The organism is Wylensekiella montiformis (assembly GCF_009697385.1).
Taxonomy (GTDB): domain Bacteria; phylum Bacillota; class Negativicutes; order Selenomonadales; family Selenomonadaceae; genus Selenomonas_A; species Selenomonas_A montiformis.
This window is the reverse complement of the sequence record NZ_VUNL01000003.1, coordinates 184,832-209,349: the sequence shown is the minus strand read 5'-3', so window position 1 is coordinate 209,349 and position 24,518 is coordinate 184,832. Positions and strand designations below refer to the sequence as shown.

The 24,518-nt window shown below is 47.9% G+C and carries 21 protein-coding genes and 1 other annotated feature; of the genes, 15 read left to right on the top strand and 6 right to left on the bottom strand.

The annotated features are described in order from the left end of the window. The first annotated feature begins 83 nt into the window (after window positions 1–83). Window positions 84–731, top strand: coding sequence for a flavodoxin family protein (locus FYJ78_RS03985; RefSeq protein WP_154620120.1), 648 nt, complete (start codon window positions 84–86; stop codon window positions 729–731). Between the two features lie 307 nt (window positions 732–1,038). Here the strand turns inward: FYJ78_RS03985 and fba are convergent, their stop codons facing one another. From fba to uraA, 3 genes are all read right to left on the bottom strand, one after another. Continuing rightward, window positions 1,039–2,037 (bottom strand): class II fructose-1,6-bisphosphate aldolase, encoded by a 999-nt coding sequence (gene fba / locus FYJ78_RS03980; RefSeq protein WP_154620119.1) that lies wholly within the window; start codon window positions 2,035–2,037, stop codon window positions 1,039–1,041. A gap of 151 nt (window positions 2,038–2,188) precedes the next feature. After that, window positions 2,189–3,067 (bottom strand): RluA family pseudouridine synthase, encoded by an 879-nt coding sequence (locus tag FYJ78_RS03975; RefSeq protein ID WP_154620118.1) that lies wholly within the window; start codon window positions 3,065–3,067, stop codon window positions 2,189–2,191. A 17-nt stretch (window positions 3,068–3,084) separates the two neighbouring features. After that, window positions 3,085–4,332, bottom strand: a complete 1,248-nt coding sequence (uraA, locus tag FYJ78_RS03970) for a uracil permease (RefSeq protein ID WP_154620117.1) — start codon at window positions 4,330–4,332, stop codon at window positions 3,085–3,087. Between the two features lie 347 nt (window positions 4,333–4,679). Between uraA and FYJ78_RS03965 the strand changes: the two genes are divergently transcribed. The 5 genes from FYJ78_RS03965 (at window position 4,680) to FYJ78_RS03945 (ending at window position 11,014) form a co-directional block, all read left to right on the top strand. Further along, window positions 4,680–5,909, top strand: a complete 1,230-nt coding sequence (locus FYJ78_RS03965; RefSeq protein WP_154620116.1) for an aspartate kinase — start codon at window positions 4,680–4,682, stop codon at window positions 5,907–5,909. A gap of 277 nt (window positions 5,910–6,186) precedes the next feature. After that, window positions 6,187–7,431 (top strand): aminotransferase class I/II-fold pyridoxal phosphate-dependent enzyme, encoded by a 1,245-nt coding sequence (locus FYJ78_RS03960; protein ID WP_154620115.1) that lies wholly within the window; start codon window positions 6,187–6,189, stop codon window positions 7,429–7,431. A 251-nt stretch (window positions 7,432–7,682) separates the two neighbouring features. Beyond that, entirely contained in the window at window positions 7,683–8,309 is a 627-nt protein-coding gene (locus FYJ78_RS03955) for a DUF47 domain-containing protein (protein ID WP_154620114.1), read from the top strand. After that, a complete protein-coding gene (locus FYJ78_RS03950) occupies window positions 8,302–9,300 on the top strand; it encodes an inorganic phosphate transporter (RefSeq protein WP_154620113.1) in 999 nt (332 codons plus the stop codon). Before FYJ78_RS03955 ends, FYJ78_RS03950 begins: the two co-directional genes overlap by 8 nt. 85 nt (window positions 9,301–9,385) lie before the next feature. Continuing rightward, complete coding sequence (locus tag FYJ78_RS03945; RefSeq protein ID WP_235899817.1) at window positions 9,386–11,014, top strand: nucleoside kinase; 1,629 nt, start codon at window positions 9,386–9,388, stop codon at window positions 11,012–11,014. Window positions 11,015–11,064: 50 nt separating this feature from the next. On the opposite strand, the gene FYJ78_RS03940 is transcribed toward FYJ78_RS03945, so the two are convergent. The 3 genes from FYJ78_RS03940 to dat form a co-directional block, all read right to left on the bottom strand. After that, the gene (locus FYJ78_RS03940) at window positions 11,065–12,492 is read right to left on the bottom strand and encodes an alanine/glycine:cation symporter family protein (RefSeq protein ID WP_154620111.1); all 1,428 of its coding nucleotides are present in this window, start codon (window positions 12,490–12,492) and stop codon (window positions 11,065–11,067) included. A 208-nt stretch (window positions 12,493–12,700) separates the two neighbouring features. Next, on the bottom strand, window positions 12,701–14,089 hold the full coding sequence (locus FYJ78_RS03935) for a pyruvate carboxylase subunit B (RefSeq protein ID WP_154620110.1): 1,389 nt from the start codon (window positions 14,087–14,089) through the stop codon (window positions 12,701–12,703). A gap of 312 nt (window positions 14,090–14,401) precedes the next feature. After that, window positions 14,402–15,259 carry a D-amino-acid transaminase gene (gene dat, locus FYJ78_RS03930; protein WP_154620109.1) on the bottom strand — a complete coding sequence of 286 codons (858 nt, stop codon included), beginning with the start codon at window positions 15,257–15,259 and terminating at the stop codon, window positions 14,402–14,404. 207 nt (window positions 15,260–15,466) lie between these two features. On the opposite strand from dat, the gene FYJ78_RS03925 reads away from it, so the two are divergent. From FYJ78_RS03925 to FYJ78_RS03885, 9 genes are all read left to right on the top strand, one after another. Further along, window positions 15,467–15,736 (top strand): ACT domain-containing protein, encoded by a 270-nt coding sequence (locus tag FYJ78_RS03925; protein WP_154620108.1) that lies wholly within the window; start codon window positions 15,467–15,469, stop codon window positions 15,734–15,736. A gap of 47 nt (window positions 15,737–15,783) precedes the next feature. Further along, a complete protein-coding gene (locus tag FYJ78_RS03920) occupies window positions 15,784–17,145 on the top strand; it encodes a PFL family protein (protein ID WP_328597628.1) in 1,362 nt (453 codons plus the stop codon). A 94-nt stretch (window positions 17,146–17,239) separates the two neighbouring features. Then, on the top strand, window positions 17,240–17,887 hold the full coding sequence (gene nth / locus FYJ78_RS03915; protein ID WP_154620107.1) for an endonuclease III: 648 nt from the start codon (window positions 17,240–17,242) through the stop codon (window positions 17,885–17,887). 22 nt (window positions 17,888–17,909) lie between these two features. Then, entirely contained in the window at window positions 17,910–18,362 is a 453-nt protein-coding gene (locus tag FYJ78_RS03910) for an N-acetyltransferase (RefSeq protein ID WP_154620106.1), read from the top strand. 120 nt (window positions 18,363–18,482) lie between these two features. Continuing rightward, window positions 18,483–18,717: a binding site (T-box leader), on the top strand. Window positions 18,718–18,787: 70 nt separating this feature from the next. Continuing rightward, window positions 18,788–19,801: a 3-deoxy-7-phosphoheptulonate synthase gene (gene aroF / locus FYJ78_RS03905; RefSeq protein WP_154620105.1), complete on the top strand. Its 1,014-nt coding sequence runs from the start codon at window positions 18,788–18,790 to the stop codon at window positions 19,799–19,801. Beyond that, entirely contained in the window at window positions 19,798–20,694 is an 897-nt protein-coding gene (locus FYJ78_RS03900; RefSeq protein ID WP_154620104.1) for a prephenate dehydrogenase, read from the top strand. The genes aroF and FYJ78_RS03900 overlap by 4 nt, the downstream gene beginning before the upstream one ends. A gap of 246 nt (window positions 20,695–20,940) precedes the next feature. Beyond that, entirely contained in the window at window positions 20,941–21,276 is a 336-nt protein-coding gene (locus FYJ78_RS03895; RefSeq protein ID WP_154620103.1) for a hypothetical protein, read from the top strand. A 168-nt stretch (window positions 21,277–21,444) separates the two neighbouring features. After that, a complete protein-coding gene (locus FYJ78_RS03890) occupies window positions 21,445–21,924 on the top strand; it encodes a pyridoxamine 5'-phosphate oxidase family protein (protein WP_154620102.1) in 480 nt (159 codons plus the stop codon). A gap of 193 nt (window positions 21,925–22,117) precedes the next feature. Continuing rightward, a complete protein-coding gene (locus tag FYJ78_RS03885; protein WP_328597633.1) occupies window positions 22,118–24,493 on the top strand; it encodes an endonuclease MutS2 in 2,376 nt (791 codons plus the stop codon). Window positions 24,494–24,518: the final 25 nt, after the last annotated feature.

Genomic DNA, 24,518 nt, shown 5'->3' with positions numbered 1-24,518 from the left:
CCTACAATTATGATGGGGTCATTTCGAGAAAATAATTTATTTACTTTTATGTAATTGTTACTAGGCTATGAAAGGAGTCAGGTATGAAAACTATTGTATTAAACGCAAGCCCGAGAAAAGCCAGAAATACTGCTCAATTACTCAAATCAGCAGCGGATGGAGCAAGAGATGCAGGAGCAGAAGTTGAGTATATCGATTTATACGATCTGACTTTTACCGGATGCAGGGGCTGCATGCTCTGCAAGAGAAAAGGTGTAGAAAGATGTCACTGCTATTGGAAAGATGACTTATCACCAATTATTGATAAAATATTTCGCGCGGATGTTCTGCTGATCGGTACAGCGATTTATCTGGGAAGACCGACGAGCCGATATTTTGAATTGATAGAGCGCCTGCATTTTTGTTCGCTGTCTTATGACGATTATAGCAATTATTTTACAGGAAAAATAAATGTTGGTATGTTTGTCAGCATGAACGCTACCAAAGAGTTCTATGACCGTCTATATAAAACAAAATTTGAGAAGTATGCCAAAGAATTGGAAATACTGGGTGGTAAGGTAATCCTGTATCCTTGCTATGATACTTTGCAAGTGTCGGATTATTCGAAGTTCAATATGGCAAGTTTCGATGAAAGTAAAAAGAAATTAGCGCACGAAAAGAATTTTCCTAAGGATCTGGAGAATGCTTATCGGATAGGGCAGGAATTTAGTATGTTAACCCCTAAGCAGTAGTTGTGGGGTAACGGAGTAACTGTAGCGTCGTTCCCCGAGAGTATCCCAAAACCACTCTGGATACACCGAGCAATCCGAATACGTCGAACACTTTTTCTATACTCACTTTTGAGTTTACACAAATGATTTTACACTATCATCCATTCGAAAGAGGCTTTGGTAAGAGAAAATCAAGAGAAGCTTGATGAAAATCGAAGAATGAATCATACAGCTGTGGGGGGGCCGTTTATCTGTGTACTAAAAGAGCGGTGTTCCTGTTGATTGGATCAGCAGGAACACCGCTCTTTGGTGTCGGTATCTGAAATGCTTATTTATTGGCGTTGACGAGAGCAAGAATCTCGTCAGCACGGCCATCCGAACCGAGAACGTCTTTGATTTTGTGTTCTACGAGTTCTTTGATATAGGAACGACCATCTGCGACATACTGACGCGGGTCAAAATGTTCCGGATGAGCAACAAAATGCTCGCGAATACCAGCCGTCATAGCAAGACGAAGGTCCGAATCGATGTTGATCTTGCAGACTGCGGATTTTGCAGCTTTGCGGAGCTGATCTTCCGGAATGCCTACGGCATCATCGAGTTTGCCGCCATTGGCGTTAATGATTTTTACATATTTCGGAATGACGGAAGAAGCGCCGTGAAGAACGATCGGGAATTCCGGAATCTTCTTTTCGATCTCGGCGAGGATGTCGAAACGGAGCTCAGGCGGTACGAGAACGCCATCTGCATTCCGCGTGCACTGTTCCGGTTTGAATTTGAATGCGCCATGGGACGTACCAATTGCAATCGCAAGAGAATCTACGCCGGTCTCGCTGACGAATTCTTCGACTTCTTCCGGCTGCGTGTATGCAGCTTCATGTGCAGCAACTTTGACATCGTCCTCAATGCCGGCCAGTTTGCCGAGCTCAGCTTCGACGACGACACCGTGCTCATGGGCATAGGCTACGACTTCCTGCGTGCGTTTGATGTTTTCCTTGAAGTCATATTTAGAGCCATCGAACATGACGGAAGTGAATCCATCGTCAATACATGCTTTGCAGGTCTCGAAATCCGGACCATGGTCGAGATGCAGAGCAATAGGAATATCGTTGACTTCCAAAGCAGCCTCGACAAGGTGGCGGAGATACGGACCCTTGGCATATTTGCGAGCGCCGGCGGAAGCCTGCAGGATAACCGGAGAATTCAGCTCAGCAGCTGCTTCGGTAATACCCTGTACGATTTCCATGTTGTTGACGTTGAAAGCACCGATGGCATAACCACCCTCGTATGCTTTCTTAAACATTTCTTTCGTTCCAACTAATGGCATGTTTCATTACCCCCTAATGAATTATGTCCAAACAATGAACTTGAACTGTGAATATTATATCATAGAAATGTAACAGGTTGTATAGCCGCCATGAAAATTTTTGAAAATTCTTCAAACCTGATACAAAATAATACGAATCTTTTACTCTGATTTATAAATCCGACACAATCCGGCTCATATCCGATGGCATCGGAGCCTGTACGACGATCGTTTTGCCTGTTATCGGGTGACGAAGAGTCAGTTGACAGGCGTGAAGTGCCTGCCGGCTGATGCAGGATGATGGACAACCGTAGAGTGTATCGCCTAGAAGAGGATGACCAATCGAAGCCATATGGACGCGAATCTGATGGGTGCGTCCGGTTTCCAGTGTGAGATGGACCAGGGAACAGCGGCCGTTGCTTTTTTCCACGCGATAATGAGTGCGCGCCGGTTTCCCGTCCGGATCGGTTTTGCGTTTGATGATGCTGGGCAAATCGCGGGCAATCGGAGCGTCAATGAGGCCGGATGGGGGATCGGGACAGCCGGTGACCAATGCCAGGTACTCGCGCTGAAATCGCTTGATGCCGTTTCGTGACAGCTGATATTGAATTTGCGGTTCTTTGGCGATGAGAATCAGTCCGGATGTTGCGCGGTCAAGACGGTGAACCGGATGATAAGCGTGCGCATTTCCCTGCTGGAGATAATGAAAGAGAACGGCGTTTCCCAGCGTTCCATGGGATTCTTTCGTGGTCGGGTGGACGAGCTGGCCGGCGGGCTTGTTGACGATGAGCATCCATTGGTCTTCAAAACGAATATCGAGCGGAAGAGCTTCCGGCTGTACCGAACAAGGACGCAATATATGATAAGAAAGGCGGTCTCCATTGTGTACGAGGGTTTGAGCGGCGTTAACTGGCTGGCCGTTCAGACGAAAGGTGCCTGAGTGTTTGATGCGTTTCCATAACGTATGAGAAAGACCACAATGTCGGATCAGAAAGGTCTTGGCCGGCATGGGGGAAAGTGATTCCGCAATGGTTACGGTTATGCTGGTCATTTTGCAGGAGGCTCCTTTCATTTGGGATTGCGTATTCTGGCGATCAGGCGAAACGATACGGACAGCAGGATGGCTGTGACGGTGGCCAGGGACATTCCCCGCAACGTTACGGTGCCGATGGTGATACCGGCAGTGGAAACGCCCAATCCCAGGACGATGGCAGTCAGCATGAGATTGACTGGATTGTTGTAGTCGATGTGGCTTTCTACCAAAACACGGATTCCTGAGGCGGCAATTACGCCGAATAGCAGCAGAGAAACGCCGCCCATTACGGGAGTGGGGATGCTCTGGATCACAGCTGCCAGTTTTCCGAAGCAGGAAAGAAAAATGGCGAAGACAGCGGCTCCGCCGATTACCCGAACCGAGAATACTTTGGTGATGGCCAGAACGCCGATATTTTCCCCATACGTTGTATTTGGCGTGGAGCCGAAAAAGCCCGAAAGAATGGTCGACAGGCCATTGCCGAAAATAGAACGGTCCAATCCCGGATCTCTGGTCAGATCTTTGCCGACGATGTTGCCGGTTACTATTAGATGGCCGATATGTTCGGCAATGACGACCAGAGCGGCCGGCAGGATAATGAGGATGGCGTCCGGATTGAATACCGGGGTATAGAAGGTTGGCAGAGCAAACCAGGGGGCCTGTTCGATCAAGTTTTTGTCTACGATGCCGCAGCAGGCTGCGAGGATGTATCCGCCGATAACGCCGAGAAGAACCGGGATGATCGAAAGAAAACCGCGAAAGGCGACCGAGGCGAACACAGTGATAGCCAGTGTAGTGAGGGAGACGAAAATGGTTGTACTGTCTCCGGGGTGCTCAGCAGTCAGCCCGGCCATACCAGCTGCCGTCGGCATGAGTTCCAACCCGATAACGGCTACGATTGCGCCCATCGCTGCCGGCGGGAAAACGATATCGATCCAACTGGTTCCTATGGCTCGGATCAATAAGCCAATCAGACAAAATACGGCACCGACGACGATGAACCCGCCAAGTGCCGCTTCGTAACTGTATTGCCCGAGAACGAGAAAGACGGGGGAAAGAAAGGCAAAGCTGGACCCCAGATAGGCAGGAATCTTTCCTTTGCATAAAATAAGGTAAAGAATGGTGCCGATTCCATTGAACAGCAATACGGTTGCCGGATCAATTTTGAAGAGAATGGGAACGAGAACGGTGGATCCAAACATGGCAAACAGATGTTGCAATGACAACGGGATGGTTTCGGTCAGGGGAAGTTTTTCGCTGACGCCGATCGGTCGTTTTTGCAAGATAAATACTCCTTTCCAGTCAGGTAAACGCTTATATAAAGAACAAAGTACGAAACTTCAGATAAAATCTATCATAGAATAGCATGGTTGTCCAGCTATTTTAAGAGGAGGTATAAAACGACATTATATCTTTATCATTTTGTGTGAAAAAACGCGAAATACAAGCAGAATATGTAACATATTTTCTCTGTTCTGTTTTTTGGAAGTGAACATTTTTACATAAATTTGTGTTTTTTGGTAGACACATGACTCTTTTTCTTGTATAATATGTTTCGATTGTAAAGATTAACAACCAAGACCGGTGCTTCGCATAAGGATGTCATACGGTCGTGTTTAGGGGGAGAATCATGGCGCTTATTGTAAAAAAATTCGGTGGCAGTTCGGTGGCAACCACAGAAAAGATTATGAATGTGGCCAAGCGGGTTCTGAGTGAAAAGCAGCCCGGAGACCAGATTGTTATGGTCGTGTCGGCTATGGGCGATACGACGGACGATCTCATCGCTTTGGCGCAGGGTATCAATAAGAATCCGTACCAGTATACCAGAGAAATGGATATGTTGCTGACTACAGGCGAGCAGCAGTCCATTGCATTGCTGGCGATGGCGTTTCAGACGCTCGGTCAGCCGGCTGTTTCGCTGACCGGGCCGCAGGCTGGTATGCGTACGAACGCGGTTCATACGAAGGGGCGGATTGTGGATATTACGCCGGAGCGCGTTCATGAGGAACTGGCGAAGGGGAATATCGTCGTTGTGGCAGGGTTCCAGGGGGCGGATAAATACGGCGATCCGGTAACCCTGGGGCGCGGTGGTTCGGATACATCGGCTGTTGCGCTGGCCGGTGCATTGAAGGCCGATACCTGTGAGATCTTTACAGACGTAGATGGCGTGTATTCGGCTGATCCGCGCATTGTCAAAGGCGCGCGCAAAATGAAAGAAATTACCTATCATGAGATGCTGGAGATGGCTCGCTTGGGCGCTGGCGTCATGCAGCCTCGTTCGGTGGAAATGGGCGAATATTTTCATATTCCCATACATGTCCGTTCTACTTTTACGACGAAACCGGGAACAATCATTAGGGAGGATTATACAATGGAAGATAAAGATTTTGCTATCCGCGGCGTTGCTCATGATGAGAAAGTTGCTAAAATTGCGGTGCTTGGGATCCCGAATACCCCGGGTATTGCTCATGAGATATTCTCTGCTTTGGCTGAGGCAAATATCGATGTGGATATGATCGTGCAGAGTATCCGCAATATCGAGAAAAATGTAACAGATATGGTCTTTACTGTAGCGTCAGACGATCTGGCTCAGGCCAAGAAGGTCGTTGACGGCGTTGCGGATAAGTTGAATGCGGTCGCTGTCCTTATTGAAGAGGATGTAGCAAAGGTTTCTATCGTCGGAGCGGGAATGCTGGGAAATCCGGGAACGGCTTCCCGGATGTTTGGCGCGCTGTCCCGGGCGGGGATTAATATTGATATCATCAGTACGTCGGAGATCAGTATCTCTTGCCTGATCAAAGGATCTCAGCTGAAAGAAGCTGTCAATGCGATTCATGATGAATTTTTTCCTGTGAAGTGATCATAGGAAAGAAGGGGGTCTTCCGCCCGGTCTGATCCGGGCAGGTTGAGGCCCCTTTTATCATAAAATAAAACAGGTCAGGGGGGAGTTTTAGACTTTCCCTGACTCTGGCTGAATGAATCCGATGCCAACGAGTGCCAGAACAGGAATATTGTATACATACAGCTGTACGGGTAGACAGGACAGTTGCAAACAGTTATTATATTATTTGTATGAATTATGTTGGCGTTTGGCTTTCGTAAGCATCAGGCCTTATATTGAAGGAGGAATTTGTTTTATGACAACGAGCATGGCAGCGAAACACGCTGCAGATAAGAGATTAAAAGACGCGATTTTTGGTGCAAGTGCAGCCTGCGCTGAAGCGGCTAAAAAATACGGTGCGGATAAAGTGACAAACGCCACGATGGGTGTTATGATGGATGATCAGGGAAAGTTGGCCTGTATACCGACGATGGAGCGTGTTTTCCGTTCGCTGTCTCTGGAGGATTACATGCGATATGCGCCGATTTCCGGCCTGCCGGAATATCTTGATGCAGTCATTGATCTGACCTTTGCCGATCAGAAACCGGAAGGATATACGGCTGCTATTGCAACAGCCGGAGGCACTGGCGCGATTCATCATGCTGTGGCCAATTATGCCGAGCGGGGAAGCAGCGTCCTGACATCGGATTGGTTCTGGGGAACTTATAATGTAATCTGTCAGGAGTGCGGCTGCCGTCTGGAAAACTATAAGCTGTTTGATGAAAAGCAGCATTTCAATATAAGCGACTATACGGCTAAAGTCGATGAAATCATGAGCCGGCAGGACAGTTTGCTTGTCATTATCAATACGCCGGCGCATAATCCTACGGGATTCAGCTTGACGGAAGAAGACTGGGAACAGGTTCTTACGCTGACGAAAAAGTACGCGGCGCAGGGCAAAAAGATGAGCATTCTCGTGGATATTGCTTATATCGATTATGCTGGTGAGAAAAATGAAACACGCCGGTTCATGAATCAGTTCGGCAATCTGCCGGATAATATTCTGGTCATGTTTTCGTTTTCCATGTCCAAGGGTTATACGGCTTATGGACAGCGTACTGGTGCGCTGGTCGCTGTTTCTTCCAGTAAGGAAGTCATTGCGGAGTTCAAGGAGATCAATAAATACACGAGCCGTGCGACCTGGTCGAATATCAACCGCGGTGCTATGACGCTGCTGACCCGCATTCAACAGGATAAGAGTACATTGGCACAGTTCGAGAAAGAGCGCGATGCCTTTTATCAGATGATTCAGGGACGCGGCAGTCTCTTTATGGCGGAGGCACGGGAATGTGGCCTCAATGCTTTACCGTATAAGGGCGGTTTCTTCCTGTCCGTTCCGGCCGCTGATCCTCAGGCAGTCTGTGACAAGCTGCATGAGGATTTGATCTTTGCCGTTCCGCTAAAGATGGGTGTACGCATCGCGGCATGCTCGGTATCGGCTGCAAAGATGAAGGGCGTAGCGGCAAAAGTGCTCAAGGCGCTTCGGGCAGTAGAGAACTAATGCTTCTGTACATTGCGTGCGGCTTTTAGTCTGAGCAATTTTGTAGAGAGCCAATCTGTTTTGGGGACAGATTGGCTCCTTTTTATACCTTTCTTTTGGGAAGTGTGCCTGTATTCCTTCCGCACTTTAGTTGAAAAGGAATGTATGTTTGATGATTTCTATGAAAAAATTATTAGTTGAACGGAAAAGAAAATAATGATATAGTTTTAAGTGTGTATGTGATATTTTGTTCGGGGAGGACTCAGAACAGCATGTTTAAATTCAAAAAGAAGGATAGTGAGTTCTTTGATCTGTTCGTTGAGAGTGCCAATTATTTTTACAAAGGTGCGCTCATGATGGACGAGGTCATGCTGGATTACAGCAAGGCGGCAGATAAGGTAAAGGAAATCATCGATCTGGAACATCAGGCGGACCGGGTCAATGACAAGATTATCGATAAGCTGAATCTGACCTTTATCACTCCCATTGACCGTGAGGATATTTATGCATTGGCAAACGGCCTGGATGATGGTGTGGATTATCTTCAGGGGACGCTGCAGCGCATTGTGATGTATCGCACGGGAAAGGCAATGAGCGGCGCAGTTACGATGACAAAGCTGCTCATTGAATCCACAGAAGAAATCATCCGGGCGTTCTCGCTTCTGAAGGATATTCGCAAGAATCAGGCGCAGATTTTGGATGCGACGCACAAAATCGCCCAGTTGGAAAGTGAAGGGGATCGTGTCTATCGTCACGAGATCGCTTATCTTTTCGATAAGGAAAAAGATCCGATTGCCTTGATCAAGTGGAAGGATATCCTGGAAAAGCTTGAGGATACACTGGATCACTGTGAGAAAATGTCTGACATGATCCGGGGAGTGGTAATGAAGTATGCCTGAAGTACAGATGCTTATATTCACGGTTATCGGATTGGCGCTGCTGTTTGATTTCATCAATGGATTTCACGATACAGCGAATGCGATAGCTACTTCCGTATCAACCCGAGCTCTTCATCCCAGCCATGCCATTATTATGGCTGCAGTACTGAATTTCCTCGGGGCCATGTACAGCACCGGTGTCGCAAAAACGATTGGCGGTGATATCGTCAAGTCGGCCCAGCATGTGGATGAACATATTATTATTGCGGCGCTGGCCGGCGCGGTGATATGGAATCTCATCACTTGGTGGTTTGCTGTTCCATCGAGTTCCTCTCATGCTTTAGTCGGCGGAATCATCGGCGCAGTTCTTGTCTCCGTGGGGGCCGACGGATTGAATTTTTGTGGTATAGGAAAAATCGTCCTGTCCCTGATCGGGTCTCCGATTCTTGCTATTCTGACAGGATATGTAACGATGACGGTGCTGTTTCGGGTTTTTGGCCGTTTTAGTCCCTCGGCTATTAACCATAAGTTCAAAAAAATGCAGATTTTATCGGCAGCAATGATGGCTTTTTCTCATGGCTCGAATGATGCGCAGAAGTCGATGGGTATCATTACGCTGGCTTTGTTGTCAGGCGGATATATTGATGTTTTTGAGGTACCGACGTATGTTAAAGTTTTGGCGGCGACCGCTATGGCCTGCGGTACGGCAGTTGGCGGCTGGCGGATTATCAAGACAATTGGCGGAAAGATCTTCAAGCTGGAGCCGATTTCCGGCTTTGCTGCTGATTTGAATTCGTCGACGGTTATTTTCACGGCAACGCTTCTTCATCTTCCGGTAAGCACAACGCATGTGGTATCCGGTTCGATTATGGGTGTGGGAACGGCTAAGCGTGTCAATGCTGTTCGCTGGGGGGTTGCTCAGCAGATGTTACTGGCCTGGGTTCTTACGATTCCGTGTACGGCGATGATGGGAGCAGCGGTCTACTCTTTGGTTTGTATGATATTCCGATAAAGGGTTACAAGAAAAAGGCTTTGATTTTGCAATTTTTGTGAGATCAGGGTCTTTTATACTATACAGGGAAGGAATGGTATATATTATGGAAGTTGTTCCGGGAAAAACGGTTCGGGAAATGGCTCGCGAAGCGCAAAAACATTTTGACAGTGAAATTGTTGCGGTGGAATTGGATCATGAAATTCGCGATTTGCAAAGCGAAATCGGGCAGGCTGCACAAATCGAATTTATCCCACTGAACTCGCAGCCAGGATGGCAGGTATATCAGCGGTCGGTTGTTTTTTTGCTGATTACGGCTGTGCATGAATTATATCCCAGCGCAGAAGTGATCGCTCAGTTTTCTGCCAACAAAGGACTGTTCTGCGAGATACGACTGCCGGATCGGGAATTGGACGAAGCGACCGTACACTGTATTGAAGCCCGTATGCGCCGTATCATTTCGGAAAACCGCCCGATCCGGAAAGAGAGCCTGAGTCGTGAAATGGCAGTCCGTCTCTTTAAGGAATCCAAACAGATTGAAAAAGCAAATCTTATTGCTGCGCTGGAACAGCCGACAGTCAGCATTTATCGCTGCGGCGACTTTTATGATTACCTTTATGGTGCGATGCTTCCGGAAACGCGGGGGCTGGATCGTTTTGCATTGGATTTTGAAGCTCCGGGTATTCTGCTTCGTACACCGGATATGGGAACAGATGGCGCGGTTCGTGAGCGCATCCCCCAGCCGAAGCTCAGTCATATTTTGTCTGAATCAAAACGATGGGCGCAAATTCTTCATTGCAATTATGTAACGGATCTCAACCGGGCTAACCGAAATGGACAGATTGGCGATATCATTCGTGTTTCTGAAGCATTGCAAGAGAAGCGGATTGCACAGATTGCAGATCATATTGCGGCAGAGAGGAAAATGCTGCGCCTGATTCTTATTGCCGGACCATCCTCATCAGGAAAAACCTCTTTTGCGCAGCGTCTTCGTATCCAGCTTCGCGTCAATGGTCTGGAACCTGTGTCTATTTCTCTCGATGATTTTTTCCGTCCACGGGTGGAAACGCCACGCAATGAAAAGGGCGAATATGATTATGAGTGTCTTGGCGCTCTGGATACCGATCTGTTTAATCAGGACATGGTCGACTTATTGGCAGGGCGGGAGGTCATTCTACCGCGGTATAATTTTATTACCGGAGAACGGGAATGGCAGACGGATGCACCGCTTGCGGTAAATGAAAATCAGCCGATTATCGTAGAGGGGATTCATGGCTTGAATGAAGCGCTCAGCCAGGCTGTGCCGCGTGACCGCAAGTATAAAATTTATATCAGCGCCTTAACGCAATTGAATATTGATGCGCATAACCGCATTCCAACAACAGATGCGAGACTGATGCGGCGTCTGGTTCGTGATTATCAGTTCCGCGGGGCTCACGCATTGAAAACGCTGCGCCAGTGGCCGGATGTACGGGAGGGCGAGGAGAAAAATATTTTTCCGTTTCAGGAGGAAGCGGACGTCATGTTTAATTCTGCTTTGATTTATGAACTTGGCATCTTAAAAAAATATGCCAAACCCTTATTGGAGAAGATTCCTCCGGAGGTACCGGAACATGCCAAAGCACGCCGACTGCTGGATTTCTGTACGTATTTCGATGATATTCAGGCAGAAAATGAAGTACCGAATAATTCATTGCTGCGGGAATTCATAGGGAAATCCGTGTTTTTCCAATAAAAAGTCGTCTCTCAAGGGATCTTTGGAATCTCCTTGAGAGACGACTTTTTTTATTCGTTGGAACGAACCTCTTTGTCCCAGGCGTAGACGCCGGTTTCCTTTTTTAGAATGGTTGGATGGAATACCGGCTCTTTTTCGCCGCTCCGTTTCTGCGCGATATAATCATTTAGTGCAGCACGGGCATAACCGGAGAGGCGCGCTACGGCATAGAGATTGGTCAGGCAAAGAAATCCCATGAAGAGATCGGCCAGATTCCATACGAGTGAAAGTTCAGCCAGACTGCCGAACAGTACCATGGCCACAACGCCAACGCGGAACAGGCAGAGTTTCCTGCGAATATTGCCCTCAAAAAAGGAAATATTGATTTCTCCATAGTAGTAGTTGCCAATGATGGAACTGAAAGCGAACAGGAGAATCATGAAAGAAACGGCAACTGGCGCCAGTGCGCCGAACACACTGGCCAATGAGGCTTGCGCCAGTGCAATGCCGGTGAGATCACCGCCGATAGTATATTGTCCGGTAAGCAGAATGATGAATGCGGTAGCAGAGCAGACCAGCCACGTATCTACATAAACGCCAAAGGCCTGAACCAGTCCCTGTTTTACCGGATGTGATACATCAGCCGTGGCCGCAGCATTTGGTACAGAACCTTCGCCGGCCTCATTGGAAAAGAGACCACGCTTCACACCGGTAAGAATGGCAGAGCCGAGGCCTCCGCCGACCGCCGCCTGAGGGGAGAAGGCATCATGAACAATCAGGGCAAACATGCCGGGGAGCTTGTCTATATTCAGAATCAAGATGAGAAAGGCAATCAGAATATAAACACCGGCCATGATGGGGACAAGGTATTCCGTAAATCGGGCAATCCGGGTCATGCCGCCAAAAATAACCAATGAGGTGAGTACGCAGAGAAAAAACGCTGTCATGAACGGCGGAATATCGAACGCGGTCTTGACCGATAACGCGATGGTATTTGCCTGTACGGATACATAGATTAAGCCAAAGGTTACGGAAATCAAAAGGGCAAAGAGTTTTGCTATTGCTGGCTGCTGTAAGGCATTTTTGATATAATATGCCGGACCTCCGTGATAGGTATGATTTCCACGCGGGAGCTTGTAAATTTGAGCCAGCGTGCTTTCTATGAAACCGGTGGCACATCCGATGAAAGCGATAGCCCACATCCAGAATACAGCGCCCGGTCCTCCCGTCACAATGGCGATGGCTACTCCTGCAATATTGCCGACACCGACGCGGGAAGCTGTGCTGACACAGAAGGCTTGAAATGAGCTGATGGCGTTTCCGCGTGTTTTTTGGCCGATTCCTTCGGTCAAAAGGTGCAGCATCTCTGGCAGCATGCGTATCTGTACAAACCTTGTGGAAACGGTAAACCATAGGCCACAGCCGACCAGTACGATAATGAGTACATACGACCAAAGAATGGTATTGATTTGATTAATTGCTGCATTCAGTAATTCCATGAAATCATCCTCTTTTCTTTTGCAGATTGGTTTCTCGCAGGCTGCATTCAAACAAAACTATATCAATAAATATATAGAAATTATAATAGAATGGTTTAGAATTTGTCAAGAATGGATTGGATAAGAAGGTTGGAATGATACCAAAAGGCCCTGCGAAACGAGCAGGGCCTTTTGATGACTTAGAAAAACGAACAGAAGGTAAAAACGATTATGCTTTTTTGTATGCGGTAACTTTCTGGTAATGATTCTGGAAGAATTCTTCTGCAACCTGCGGGAACAGTGCATACGAAAGAATGTCTTCTTCTGATGGGTTCAGGAAGCCTTTTTCTTTCAGTTCCGCTTCGAATTCTGCAAACGTTTTGGCTTTTGCATCTTCTACGGAGCAATCTTCGATGATATCCTCCGGAGCGATTCCCAGAGTTTTCGTGAGGAAGTCGCGGTCAATGGCGACCGGCGTCCGGCCAAATTTACCACGTGCAAGATCTTTGAATTCTTTCGGTACCATCTTATAGCGCTCGCCGGACATGACATTGAAGGTCGCCATGGTTCCTACAATCTGAGAAGAAGGCGTTACAAGGGGAGGATAGCCAAGATCCTTACGGACGCGAGGCATCTCATCAAGCAAATCCTGATATTTATCTTCCATACCGGCCTCTTTCAACTGATTGGCAAGGTTCGAAAGCATACCGCCCGGAATCTGGAAGTCCAGAACGTTCGGATTGATATCAAAATATCCTTTCAGATTGAATTCCTGAATGATGCGTTTTTTCACAGCAAGGAAATGCTTGGAGATTGGTGTAAGTTTCTGAACATCAATCCCTGTATCGTATTCTGTGCCTTCCAGTGCGCGAACCATTGTTTCGGTGCAGGGCTGAGAGGTGTCTGAAGAGAAGGGAGCCAAAGCCGTATCGATGACATCGACACCGGCCTCGATGGCTTTCAGATAGGTAGCGTGTCCAAAGCCGGAGGTGCAGTGCGTATGAAGTTCGACCGGGATATCCAGTGCAGCCTTCAGTTTTTTTACCAGATCTTCAGCCACATATGGCTTGAGCAGGCCGGACATATCTTTGATACAGATCGAATGGCAGCCCATTGCTTGAAGTTCCTTGGCCAATTCCACGAAGGTTTCATTGGTATGAACCGGACTGATCGTGTAGACCAGGCAACCCTGAACTTCCGGTTTTTCCGGGCAATGAAGCGCTGCATTGATGGCTACTTTCAGATTGCGGACGTCATTCAGTGCATCAAAGATACGGAATACCCCCACGCCATGCTGGGCGGCCTTCTGAACGAACTTTTCCACAACATCATTCGAATAGTGGTTATAGCCAAGCAGATTTTGCCCACGGAGAAGCATCTGGATAGGGGTTTTCAGATGAGCCTTGAGCGTATCGAGACGTTCCCAGGGATCTTCGCCAAGGAAACGCAGGCAGGTATCGAAGGTCGCGCCGCCCCATGCCTCTAAAGCCTTATAGCCAACAGAATCAAGAGCATCAAGCTGGGGAAGCATGTCTTCTATGCGCATGCGTGTCGCACACAGGGACTGATGACCATCACGCAGGACGGTTTCCATGATCTGTACAGGTTTCTTTGACATAATCAACACTCTCCCTTGAGTTATGGATACATAATGTTTGTTTATGGATATAAAACAGAAAAACAATCAGAATATCCGGTCAGGAATGCGAAGAAACCTTGATACGGCTGGCTTTTCTGTGTTTTATCCGAATTGATATCACAAGAATAGTATAGGTACTAAAAAGTCCTTTGTCAATGGAAAACGTGATTCTTTTCTCAAACGATAACCAATTAGAATTATAGACACGGTTTATTCTGTTATTTATTCTATTGAAGTGATAACTCAAAAGAATGGCATCTGCTTTTGCAGATGCCATTCAATCATTTTGTATTAAGCATAACATTCCTGACGAACGAGACGATGATATTCCGTCAGGAGTGACTGCGTGATTTTTCCTGGTGCGCCCTGTCCGATCGTGTGACCGTCAATGTTTACTACGGGTGTTACTTCGAGACTGGTGCTGGTGACAAATGCTTCGTCGGCGCTCATAGCAAACTCTGGAGAAAAGGCTTTTTCTACTACCGTAAGACCGAGCTTTGGAATGATTTCTTCCATGAGGATAGATCGGGTTACCCCTTTGAGGATGTAATGGTTGAGCGGATGAGTCCAAATGATACCGTCTTTGACAATATAAAAGTTGCTGCTGGATCCCTCGGTAATAAGATTTTGATCTTTACGGAACTGAATGGTTCCCTGTACGCCCTTATCATGTGCCGCCTGTTTTGCCAATACGTTTCCCAGTAAGTTCAGGCTTTTGATATCGCAGCGCAGCCAGCGAATGTCTTCAACCAGCGTGCAGTGGATGCCGTTTTCCTGCCATTCTGTATTGGGCTTGGATTCCCGGATGGTCATAGAAAGATGGGGGACAACGTGTTCCGGGAAATAATGCGTGCGCGGCGCCGTGCCACGTGTAATCTGATAATAAATCGCTCCGTCTTTTATGCCGCTCTTTTTTATGATGTCCTGATGAATGGCTGTGAGTTCTTCATCCATATAGGTAATCGGAATCCGAAGCTCGCGGAGCGATCGGCGGCAGCGCGCGAGATGCCGCGGCAATGCGAAGCAGGTCCCGTTATAGACATGAGTCGCTTCATAGATTCCATCCCCAAACTGATACCCGCGGTCTTCCAGTCTTACTTTTGCCTCGTCAAGTGAGATGAATTCGCCATCAAAAAAACCAAGTTCCATAAAAATACCTCCTCAATAGTGATGTGCTGTATTTATTATAACGGATTTTCAGCAAGATAGAAGGAGATTTTCAGAAGAATTTTCATTCAAAGTATTGGTTTTTAAGGAATCCCTTGTTATAATGAAAGAAACCATTTTGTGTTGACACATTGTTCTATGTTTACACAATATGTCGTGATAAAGGAAATCAAAAGGAGAAATGTGTAAATGAAGCTTGTAGTGACAGTCGTTGGGAAAGACCGTGTAGGTATTATTGCCATGGTCAGCCGGATTCTGGCCGAGAACAATGTCAATATCCTGTCCATCAATCAGAATATTCTGGATGGCTTTTTTAATATGATCCTGATTGCCGAGATCAGCGGCAGCAAAATTAAGCTGACAGAACTGCAGCAGAGACTTCGTGAAAGCGGCCGGGAGATTAATGTGGACATCAAAGCTCAGCATGAAGATATTTTTAATGTTATGCATAATATCTGATCGGGCAGAGTATATAAATTTGCCGGTTTTAGGAGGACGTATAACCTGTGATAACAATAGATGATATTTTAGAAACCAATGCAATGATCACGGAGAACAAGCTCGATGTGCGGACGATCACGATGGGGATTTCTCTGCGGGACTGCGCACATCCCAATATGGAACAGTTTTGCCGGAATGTGTATGACAAGATTACAAAATCGGCGGAATTTCTGGTAAAAACCGGTGAGGATATTGAAGCCGAATACGGAATTCCTATTATTCATAAGCGTGTATCGGTCACGCCGATTGCTATTGCTGCGGATGCCTGCAGGACGGATACATACGTACCGGTAGCAGAAGCGATGGACCGGGCCGCAAAAGAGGTCGGTGTCAATTTTATCGGTGGTTTTTCCGCATTGGTGGAAAAAGGATTTTCGCATGGCGATCGTATCTTGATTGATTCCATTCCTCAGGCACTTGCTGCCACAGATCTCGTTTGCTCTTCCGTGAATCTCGGTTCGACGAAAACGGGAATCAATATGGATTGTGTACGCGAAATGGGAGAGGTAGTCAAGCGTACGGCTGAACTGACACGGGATCAGCAGGCATTGGGCTGCGCCAAACTGGTGGTATTCTGCAATGCGCCGGGGGACAATCCTTTTATGGCTGGGGCTTTTCACGGCGTAGGAGAGGCGGATAAGGTCGTCAGCGTTGGCGTCAGCGGACCTGGCGTGGTCAAGCATGCGCTTGAGGATATGAAAGGGGCTGACTTCACTCAGGTTGCAGAAACGATCAAGAAAACGGCTTTCAAGATTACGCGTGTCGGCCAGCTGGTAGCCCGGGAAGCCTCGAAACGTCTAGGGGTTCCTTTCGGCATTATTGATTTGTCGCTGGCGCCAACGCCGGCGGTCGGCGACAGCGTAGCACGCATCATTGAGGAGATGGGGATTGAAAGCTGCGGCGCTCCGGGAACGACGGCGGCGCTGGCACTGCTTAATGATGCTGTAAAAAAAGGCGGCCTGATGGCTTCTTCGCATGTTGGCGGGCTTTCCGGCGCTTTTATTCCTGTCAGTGAAGATGAAGGCATGATTCATGCGGTTTCTCAGGGCAGTCTCTCTATTGAAAAACTGGAAGCCATGACCTGTGTCTGCTCTGTCGGTCTGGATATGATCGCTATCGAGGGCGATACGACAGCGGCGACGATTTCCGGGATTATCGCAGATGAAGCTGCGATCGGAATGATCAATAATAAAACGACGGCGGTTCGCGTCATCCCTGTTCCCGGGAAAAAAGTCGGTGATGTGGTAGAGTTTGGCGGCCTGCTGGGTTATTGCCCCATTGTACCGGTACGCAATCAGTATAGCTCGGCGGCGTTCATTGCGCGCGGCGGACGCATTCCGGCACCGATCCGCAGTCTGACGAACTGATTCGTATCGTTTTGTGTCATAGACATTCATTGATCGCCCCATTTACAGGATTTCCTGTGAGTGGGGCAGTTCTGACGGATAAAAGGTGCAACGTATGAGAATGACAAAGAAGATCCGGGAAGAACAGCTTGCTATTTTGGAAAAGATTTATGCAGGAGCCAAACCAGCCTTGCTGTTTCGCAATCCATTTGAATTACTGATAGCAGTTATCCTTTCCGCACAATGCACGGACAAGCGCGTCAATGTAACAACCGCTCGTCTGTTTCAAAAAGCAGCTACGCCAGAGGCCATACTGGCTCTTGGGCTGGAACAGCTGGAAGACGAAATTCGCGATTGCGGCCTGTTTCGCAATAAGGCCAAAAATATTCTGGCAACTTGCCAGATCCTTTGCGAGAAATATGGCGGTGAAGTTCCGGATGATTTTGCGGCATTACAAACTTTGCCGGGCGTCGGCAGGAAAACGGCGAATGTAGTGGAAAGTGTCGGTTTCCATCATCCGGCTATTGCCGTAGACACGCATGTATTTCGTGTTTCCAATCGGCTTCGTCTGGCTGTTGGCAGCACGCCGCTTGAAGTAGAGCAGGGGCTTCGGAAAGCCATTCCTATGGATAAATGGTCCGATGCACATCATTGGCTGATCTGGCACGGACGCAAAGTTTGCAAAGCTAGGAAGCCGTTATGTGATGGGTGTCCGCTTGCGTCGGTCTGCCCCAGCTTTTCTCCTGCTGCAGAAGGCGCATAACTTGAGGAAATGAGATGAGAGCATGAAATACCGCAAAGCAACATTTCGGGATATCGAACCTATTTTTCGATTGGTTTCAGGATATGCAACGGAAGGAGTGATGCTGGCCCGCTCACGCAATACACTGTATGAAACACTGCGTGATATGATCGTCGCTGAGGCGGAAGATGGAAGTATCGTCGGTGTAGGGGGACTGCATATCATCTGGGATCGCTTGGCAGAGATTCGGACGATGGCAGTAGCTCCGCAAATGGTTCGAAAGGGAATCGGCGCGGAAATTGTACAGCGTCTCTTGAAAGAGGGAGACGAATTAGGGGTAGAAAAATATTTTACCTTGACGTATAAGCCCGGATTTTTTCAAAAACTGGGATTCGTAACGATTACCAAGGAAGAACTCCCGCATAAGGTTTGGAAAGAATGTATCGACTGTCCGAAGTTCCCCAATTGCGACGAAATTGCGATGGTAAAAGTTTGATGAGAATACGTTGTTTTTAATCGATATAAAGGTTCGTTCCCGGTGGAACATCTTTTGTACCGTTTTACATTAAAGTTATTGACATCCGGTGAATAAACTGATATAGTATCAATCAATAAGAGAAGTGCAACGACGGAGAGAAGTACGCTTTTCCTTTTTCCTCAGAGAGCGATGGGGTGGTGCAACATCGTGAAAAATGAAGTGGAAATACACTCCTGAGCAGCAGGCTGAACCTTTTTAGTAGGCCGCGCCGGATGCCACCGTTATCACAGGCTAGGATATGTCAGTATCCGAAATGAGAGGCTTGCTATTGGCAAGCAGGGTGGTACCACGGGTATATCGGCTCGTCCCTGTAGAGGGACGGGCTTTTTCTATTTGCGTACCTTTCGTTTCGGACGGAGTAAAAGTTTTGGAGGGATGTACACATGATTATTGTAATGAGTCCGAAGGCTACACAAGAAAACATTCAGCGGGTGGTCAACAAAATCGAGTCTGCCGGGCTTAAAGCACATTTATCGACAGGCGAAGAGGTAACCATTATTGGCGTTATCGGGGATAAGAAAAAAATTGCCAATCTGGAAATGAATATGATGGAAGGTGTGGAAAAAACGGTACGCATTACCGAAAAATATAAATTGGTCAGTCGGAATTTCCACCCGGCCAATTCGGTAATCGATGTAGGTGGTGTTCCGGTCGGAGGCGAACATTTGGTGGTGATGGCCGGCCCATGTTCGGTAGAAAGTCTGGAACAGCTGCGGGAAGCTGCCCGGGCCGTCAAAGCTGGCGGTGCACAATTTTTGCGTGGTGGTGCGTTTAAGCCGCGTACCAGCCCGTATGATTTTCAGGGATTGGCTGAGGATGGCTTGAAAATGCTGCGACAGGTGGCTGATGAAGAGGGACTCAAGGTTGTAACAGAAATTGTAGATAAAGATGATATCGAACTTGTGGGACGGTATGCGGATCTTTTCCAGGTGGGCGCGCGGAATATGCAGAATTTCCAGTTGTTAAAAGCTTTGGGAAAAGCATCAAAACCTGTGCTCCTGAAGCGTGGACTGTCTGCGACGATTAGCGAGTGGCTTAATGCAGCCGAGTATATTATGGCCGGCGGTAACGAGCAAGTTATCCTTTGTGAACGAGGAATCCGCACTTATGAGACGTTTACGCGAAATACGCTGGATCTCAGTGCTGTCGCAGCAGTTAAGGAGCTTTCGCATCTCCCTGTTATCGTCGATCCCAGCCATGGTACCGGAAGATGGCAAATGGTTCGCCCTATGGCCCGCGCAGCAGTAGCGGCAGGCTGCGATGGATTGATCATCGAAGTTCATCCGCATCCGGAAACGGCGTTATCCGATGGCGATCAGAGCCTGACTCCTAAGAATTTCCATTTGCTGATGGATGAACTCGGACGCATTGCGAAAGTTATGGAGCGGACGTTATGAGCACGGCAAAGGTGAAGCTGGCCATCATCGGAGTCGGTCTTATTGGCGGGTCACTTGGTTTGTGCCTTAAGGACAAATTGGGAGAAGAGATTTATATCACTGGTCTGTGCCGCACGCAGGCCTCGATGGATAAAGCCATGAAATTGGGCGCGGTTGATTTTGCAACAGCGGATGTTCAGCAGGTGGTGCATGATGCAGATATCGTATTTTTGAGTCCTCCTGTTCTGCAGATTGTACCGATGGTCAAAAAGATCCTTCCCTATTTAAAAAAAGGAACGATTCTCACTGATGCAGGCAGTACAAAGCAGTATATTTGGGAGCATTTGCGCGGGATCTTGCCTGAAGGTATCTATTATATTGCCGGGCATCCTATGGCCGGCCGGGAAAAAAGCGGCGTCGAGGCAGCCTGTAAGGATTTATTTGTCGGAAAGGCTTATGTCATTGTGGAAAATACCGGGGCACCGCAGGAGGCACAGCAGAAGCTGATGAAATTGCTTCGCTATACAGGCGCCAATTTTACCACACTGGATATTGCAACACATGACCGTTGCGCCTCAGTCATCAGCCATGTTCCGCATGTAACGGCGGCTGCTCTGGTTACTCTGCTGAATCGAACGGGCGGGGACTTAGCGTCGTGTATCAAACTGATCGGCGGCGGATTTAAAGATACGACACGCATCGCTTCTTCGAATGCAGATATGTGGGCGGATATCTGCATGACGAATTCCGATGCCATTGTGGATAGTCTTCATACCTTGCAGGAGATTTTGGACGATGTCATTGCCGCTTGCAAGTCTCAGGACCGTCAAGCCATCTATGATTATTTTTCTGCGTCCAAGAAAAGACGTGACGGCATCTTGGAGCATGCGGAAAGAGAATTTGATACCAATTGACGATAAAATAACGGCTGATTGCGCGCTGGCTAAGCAATCAGCCGTTATTCTGTCTGGTTATATATGGAAAAAATTCATGCACCGCATCGTCAAAACCTTGGCATCTTCAGTTTTATGCGTAACCAAGTAGTTTAAGGTATACACATAGAAGAACGAGCTGATCGGAACAAAACGGCGGCCTTTTTTAAAATTCCCCCATCGCAATAATTTATGATAAATCACATCAATGTCTGCCGGAGAGACGGCATGCTTTTTCATAATACGGCGCAATTTCCAATCCTTTGTACAGTAAGCGTAGATATCCTGAATCAATTGTTTATTGTCAAGATCCTGTTCATACTGGCGAATCAAACGATCGGATTCGGCAGAACGCTTCAACGAGTGACGCATTTCCCCAAAAAATATCACGCAGAGAAGGACAAAGAGAAGTATAACAAGATACAACAAGATACATCACCTCATAATTGGTATAATGGCAAGCCGCTGTCTGTGATCCATTTCTGTACGGCGGCGGGGCAAACGGTTGAAGGGGACTGGATACCTGGAAAAAAATGGGAACTTTATCAAGAGCCAATCTACTGATAGAATACAAGAAGCCGGATTAAATTGCAAGGAAGGAACTTTTAGGGTGCAAGCGAATTCTGTAGGTGTAAGCGAATTCACTATTGCTGACGGCGTATTCCAGGAGTACCGCAGCGGCAAGGTTCAAGATGACAGGGAAATATGATCAATAACAAGGAGGCAGGAAAAATGAGAAGAAAAGACAGAGAAGTGACGGATCTTGATCGGATTTTCGAAATTGTGGCACGATGCAGCGTCGCCCATGTTGGAATGGTGGATCATGGCAGGCCTTATGTGGTGGCGCTGAATTTCGGATATGAGCGGCAAGGCAACAGTCTGGTCCTCTATTTTCACAGTGCCTTTGCAGGACGAAAAATGGATATCCTGCAGGACAATCCGTCCGTCTATGTGCAAATGCACTGTGCGGATGAATTTATCAGCGGAAGTTATGAAAAACCATGTGCGTTAAGTTGGAGATACGATAGCGTGATGGGGGCCGGCACGGTCGAGTTTTTAAAAACTCCGGAGGAGAAGGCCCATGCCCTGAACGGTATGATACAGCATCTCAGCAAAAAGGAGGATGCGTTTTCATTTCCTGGTGAAATGTTAAAGCACACCTGTGTTTATCGTGTCTGCATAGATGCTCCGACGGGGAAGCACCATGAATGAGGGATCCATGGAAGGGGGGATGACATTTTCTGTCCATTTTTTGCTATTGTCATTACGTGATGCGCTCTGATCACGTAATGATAATAAAAAACATGGTATTTTTTCACCAAATTGTGTAGACTATATAGACGTGGCTATCTGTTGCGAGATACCTTTACCGGTGATTTTTATTTACAGGAGTTCTTTTACGATGATAGAGAATGAATCGCTTAAAACATTGGAATTTGAAAAAATTATTGCTATGCTGGCCGACCGTGCCGGTTCTGTGCTGGGAAAAGAGTTGGCGCATGCCCTCCGGCCCAGTTCGGATTATGAGGAAGCTGCCGAATGGCAGGCAGAGACTGCTGAGGCCGTATCGGTTCTTTCCCTGACTTCGCCGCCTCTTGGCGGAATTTTTGATATTCGTCCCTTGCTGAAAAAGGTTCGAAAGAATGCGGTTCTCGATCTGAGCGATCTGATGTCCGTTATGAGTACGCTTTATGCGATGCGCCAGATCAAACAATTTTTCCGTCATCTTGAGCTGGATGTGCCCATTCTCAAGGAGTGGGCGCATTCCATTGAGATCATCGGGCAGCTTGAACGCAATCTAGATAATACCATCGATGAGCATGGCAATATACGGGAAGATGCCAGTGTGGAATTTGCCCGCATACGGCGCGACCGGAAAGCCGCTCAGGCAAGAATAAAGGAAAAGATTCATGCGATCCTTCATGATGAGCGCTATCAGAAAATGTTTCAGGATGCTATTGTAACGGTACGCGATGAACGATATGTTATTCCGGTGAAGGCGGAATACCGATCTCGTTTTCCGGGACTCGTTCATGACCAATCCGCTACTGGTTCTACCCTGTTTATCGAGCCGCTGCCTGTGGTTGATCTGAACAACGACGTCCGACAACTATTGCTGGCGGAACAACAGGAGATACAGCGCATACTTCGGCAGCTGTCGTCAGAAATTCATCGGAACAGCGAAGCCCTTTTGCTGAACTGCCGTATTCTTGGTGATTTGGATTTTGCCTTTGCGAAAGCCAGACTTGCTCAGGATATGGATGCATCCAGGCCCGTCTTGAATCAGGAAGGCCGGACTGTGCTGCGGAACGCACGCCATCCTCTGATTCCGCGGGATCAGGTTGTCCCATTGAACATTACACTTGGCGAAACGTATCGCATGCTTCTTATAACGGGACCAAATACCGGCGGAAAGACAGTCAGTATGAAAACGCTCGGGCTCATGGTGTTGATGGCGCAATCGGGATGTTATCTGCCGGCTGATCCGGATTCGGAAATCGCCGTCTATCCTCATTTGTACGCTGATATCGGCGATGAACAAAGCATTGAGCAAAGTTTGTCGACGTTTTCTGCGCATATGACGCATATCATCCGTATTTTGGAAAAAGTGGAGTCGACAGATCTGCTGTTGCTGGACGAACTGGGCGCCGGCACCGACCCCGAAGAGGGGGCTGCTCTGGCCATGGCCATCCTGGAGCGCCTTCTTTCCGTCCGTGCTTCCACAGTGGCAACCACACACTATTCTGAGCTGAAAGCATTTGCTTATACGCATGACGGCATTGAAAATGCCTGCGTCGAATTTGATGTGGAAACTTTGAGGCCGACCTATCGTCTGCTGATTGGGATACCGGGCGCCAGTAATGCTTTCGCGATCAGTCAGCGGCTCGGCTTGGCAGAATCGCTGATTCTTCGGGCCAGACAGTTGGTGGAAGCCGATCACGCGCAGTTTGAGCATGTCATCAATCAGCTGGAACATGAAAAGCTATTATATGAGCAGATGAATGCTGAGATTCGGGAAAGGCAGCAGCGCGTGACGCAGCTCGAGCAAAAATGGGAAAGCGCCAGAACGGAACTGAGCCAGAAAAAAGGCGACATCCTGCGCAAGGCCAGAGAGAAAAGCGCCGCGATGATCCGCCAGACGCGCCGGGAATCCGAAGCGGTTATTCAGCAGCTGAAGGAACAATTCGATGATCAGGGAATCCGGAAACGTCAGCAGGCCATTCAGGAAGCCCGTGCAAGGATTAATCAGGCATCGGAAAAGGCACAGCCAGGCATCATGACTCGCAAAGATGTAGGCCGGCGTATTGATCTGAAACAGATTTCAGTCGGCGATGTCGTATATGTACGCAAACTGGATCAAAAAGGAACGGTACTGGAGATTCAGGGGCGCGAGCTGACCGTCCAGCTTGGCAGCCTGCGTACGAAGGTAAAGGCCAGCGACTGCGCGTTTCTCTCCCATGCTGCAAAAGAGCCGGCAATTTCTTCCAGAGGCAAGGGCTCTGCACATGCTCATGCGCTTCTTCGCAAATCCCAAAACATCCGGCAGGAGATCGATATTCGCGGGATGATGGTAGATGAAGCTGAAATGGTTGTTGGAAAATTTCTCGATGATGCGGTTATTGCCGGTTTGAATCAGGTACGGATTATTCATGGCAAAGGCACCGGTGCATTGCGCAAGGGGATTCAGAATTATTTGCGTCATCACCGGAATGTTCTGCAATATCGTTTTGCTGATATCAACGAGGGCGGTACTGGCGCTACAGAAGTTGACCTCAAATAGCTGCATGGGATCCCTTACGGGAAAA

Bases quoted from the DNA above. Each gene is read 5' to 3' on its own strand.
- FYJ78_RS03985 (WP_154620120.1), top strand. From the start codon at position 84: ATGAAAACTATTGTATTAAACGCAAGCCCGAGAAAAGCCAGAAATACT.
- fba (WP_154620119.1), bottom strand. From the start codon at position 2,037: ATGCCATTAGTTGGAACGAAAGAAATGTTTAAGAAAGCATACGAGGGT.
- FYJ78_RS03975 (WP_154620118.1), bottom strand. From the start codon at position 3,067: ATGACCAGCATAACCGTAACCATTGCGGAATCACTTTCCCCCATGCCG.
- FYJ78_RS03965 (WP_154620116.1), top strand. From the start codon at position 4,680: ATGGCGCTTATTGTAAAAAAATTCGGTGGCAGTTCGGTGGCAACCACA.
- FYJ78_RS03960 (WP_154620115.1), top strand. From the start codon at position 6,187: ATGACAACGAGCATGGCAGCGAAACACGCTGCAGATAAGAGATTAAAA.
- FYJ78_RS03955 (WP_154620114.1), top strand. From the start codon at position 7,683: ATGTTTAAATTCAAAAAGAAGGATAGTGAGTTCTTTGATCTGTTCGTT.
- FYJ78_RS03950 (WP_154620113.1), top strand. From the start codon at position 8,302: ATGCCTGAAGTACAGATGCTTATATTCACGGTTATCGGATTGGCGCTG.
- FYJ78_RS03945 (WP_235899817.1), top strand. From the start codon at position 9,386: ATGGAAGTTGTTCCGGGAAAAACGGTTCGGGAAATGGCTCGCGAAGCG.
- FYJ78_RS03940 (WP_154620111.1), bottom strand. From the start codon at position 12,492: ATGGAATTACTGAATGCAGCAATTAATCAAATCAATACCATTCTTTGG.
- FYJ78_RS03935 (WP_154620110.1), bottom strand. From the start codon at position 14,089: ATGTCAAAGAAACCTGTACAGATCATGGAAACCGTCCTGCGTGATGGT.
- dat (WP_154620109.1), bottom strand. From the start codon at position 15,259: ATGGAACTTGGTTTTTTTGATGGCGAATTCATCTCACTTGACGAGGCA.
- FYJ78_RS03925 (WP_154620108.1), top strand. From the start codon at position 15,467: ATGAAGCTTGTAGTGACAGTCGTTGGGAAAGACCGTGTAGGTATTATT.
- nth (WP_154620107.1), top strand. From the start codon at position 17,240: ATGAGAATGACAAAGAAGATCCGGGAAGAACAGCTTGCTATTTTGGAA.
- FYJ78_RS03910 (WP_154620106.1), top strand. From the start codon at position 17,910: ATGAAATACCGCAAAGCAACATTTCGGGATATCGAACCTATTTTTCGA.
- aroF (WP_154620105.1), top strand. From the start codon at position 18,788: ATGATTATTGTAATGAGTCCGAAGGCTACACAAGAAAACATTCAGCGG.
- FYJ78_RS03900 (WP_154620104.1), top strand. From the start codon at position 19,798: ATGAGCACGGCAAAGGTGAAGCTGGCCATCATCGGAGTCGGTCTTATT.
- FYJ78_RS03895 (WP_154620103.1), top strand. From the start codon at position 20,941: ATGCTTTTTCATAATACGGCGCAATTTCCAATCCTTTGTACAGTAAGC.
- FYJ78_RS03890 (WP_154620102.1), top strand. From the start codon at position 21,445: ATGAGAAGAAAAGACAGAGAAGTGACGGATCTTGATCGGATTTTCGAA.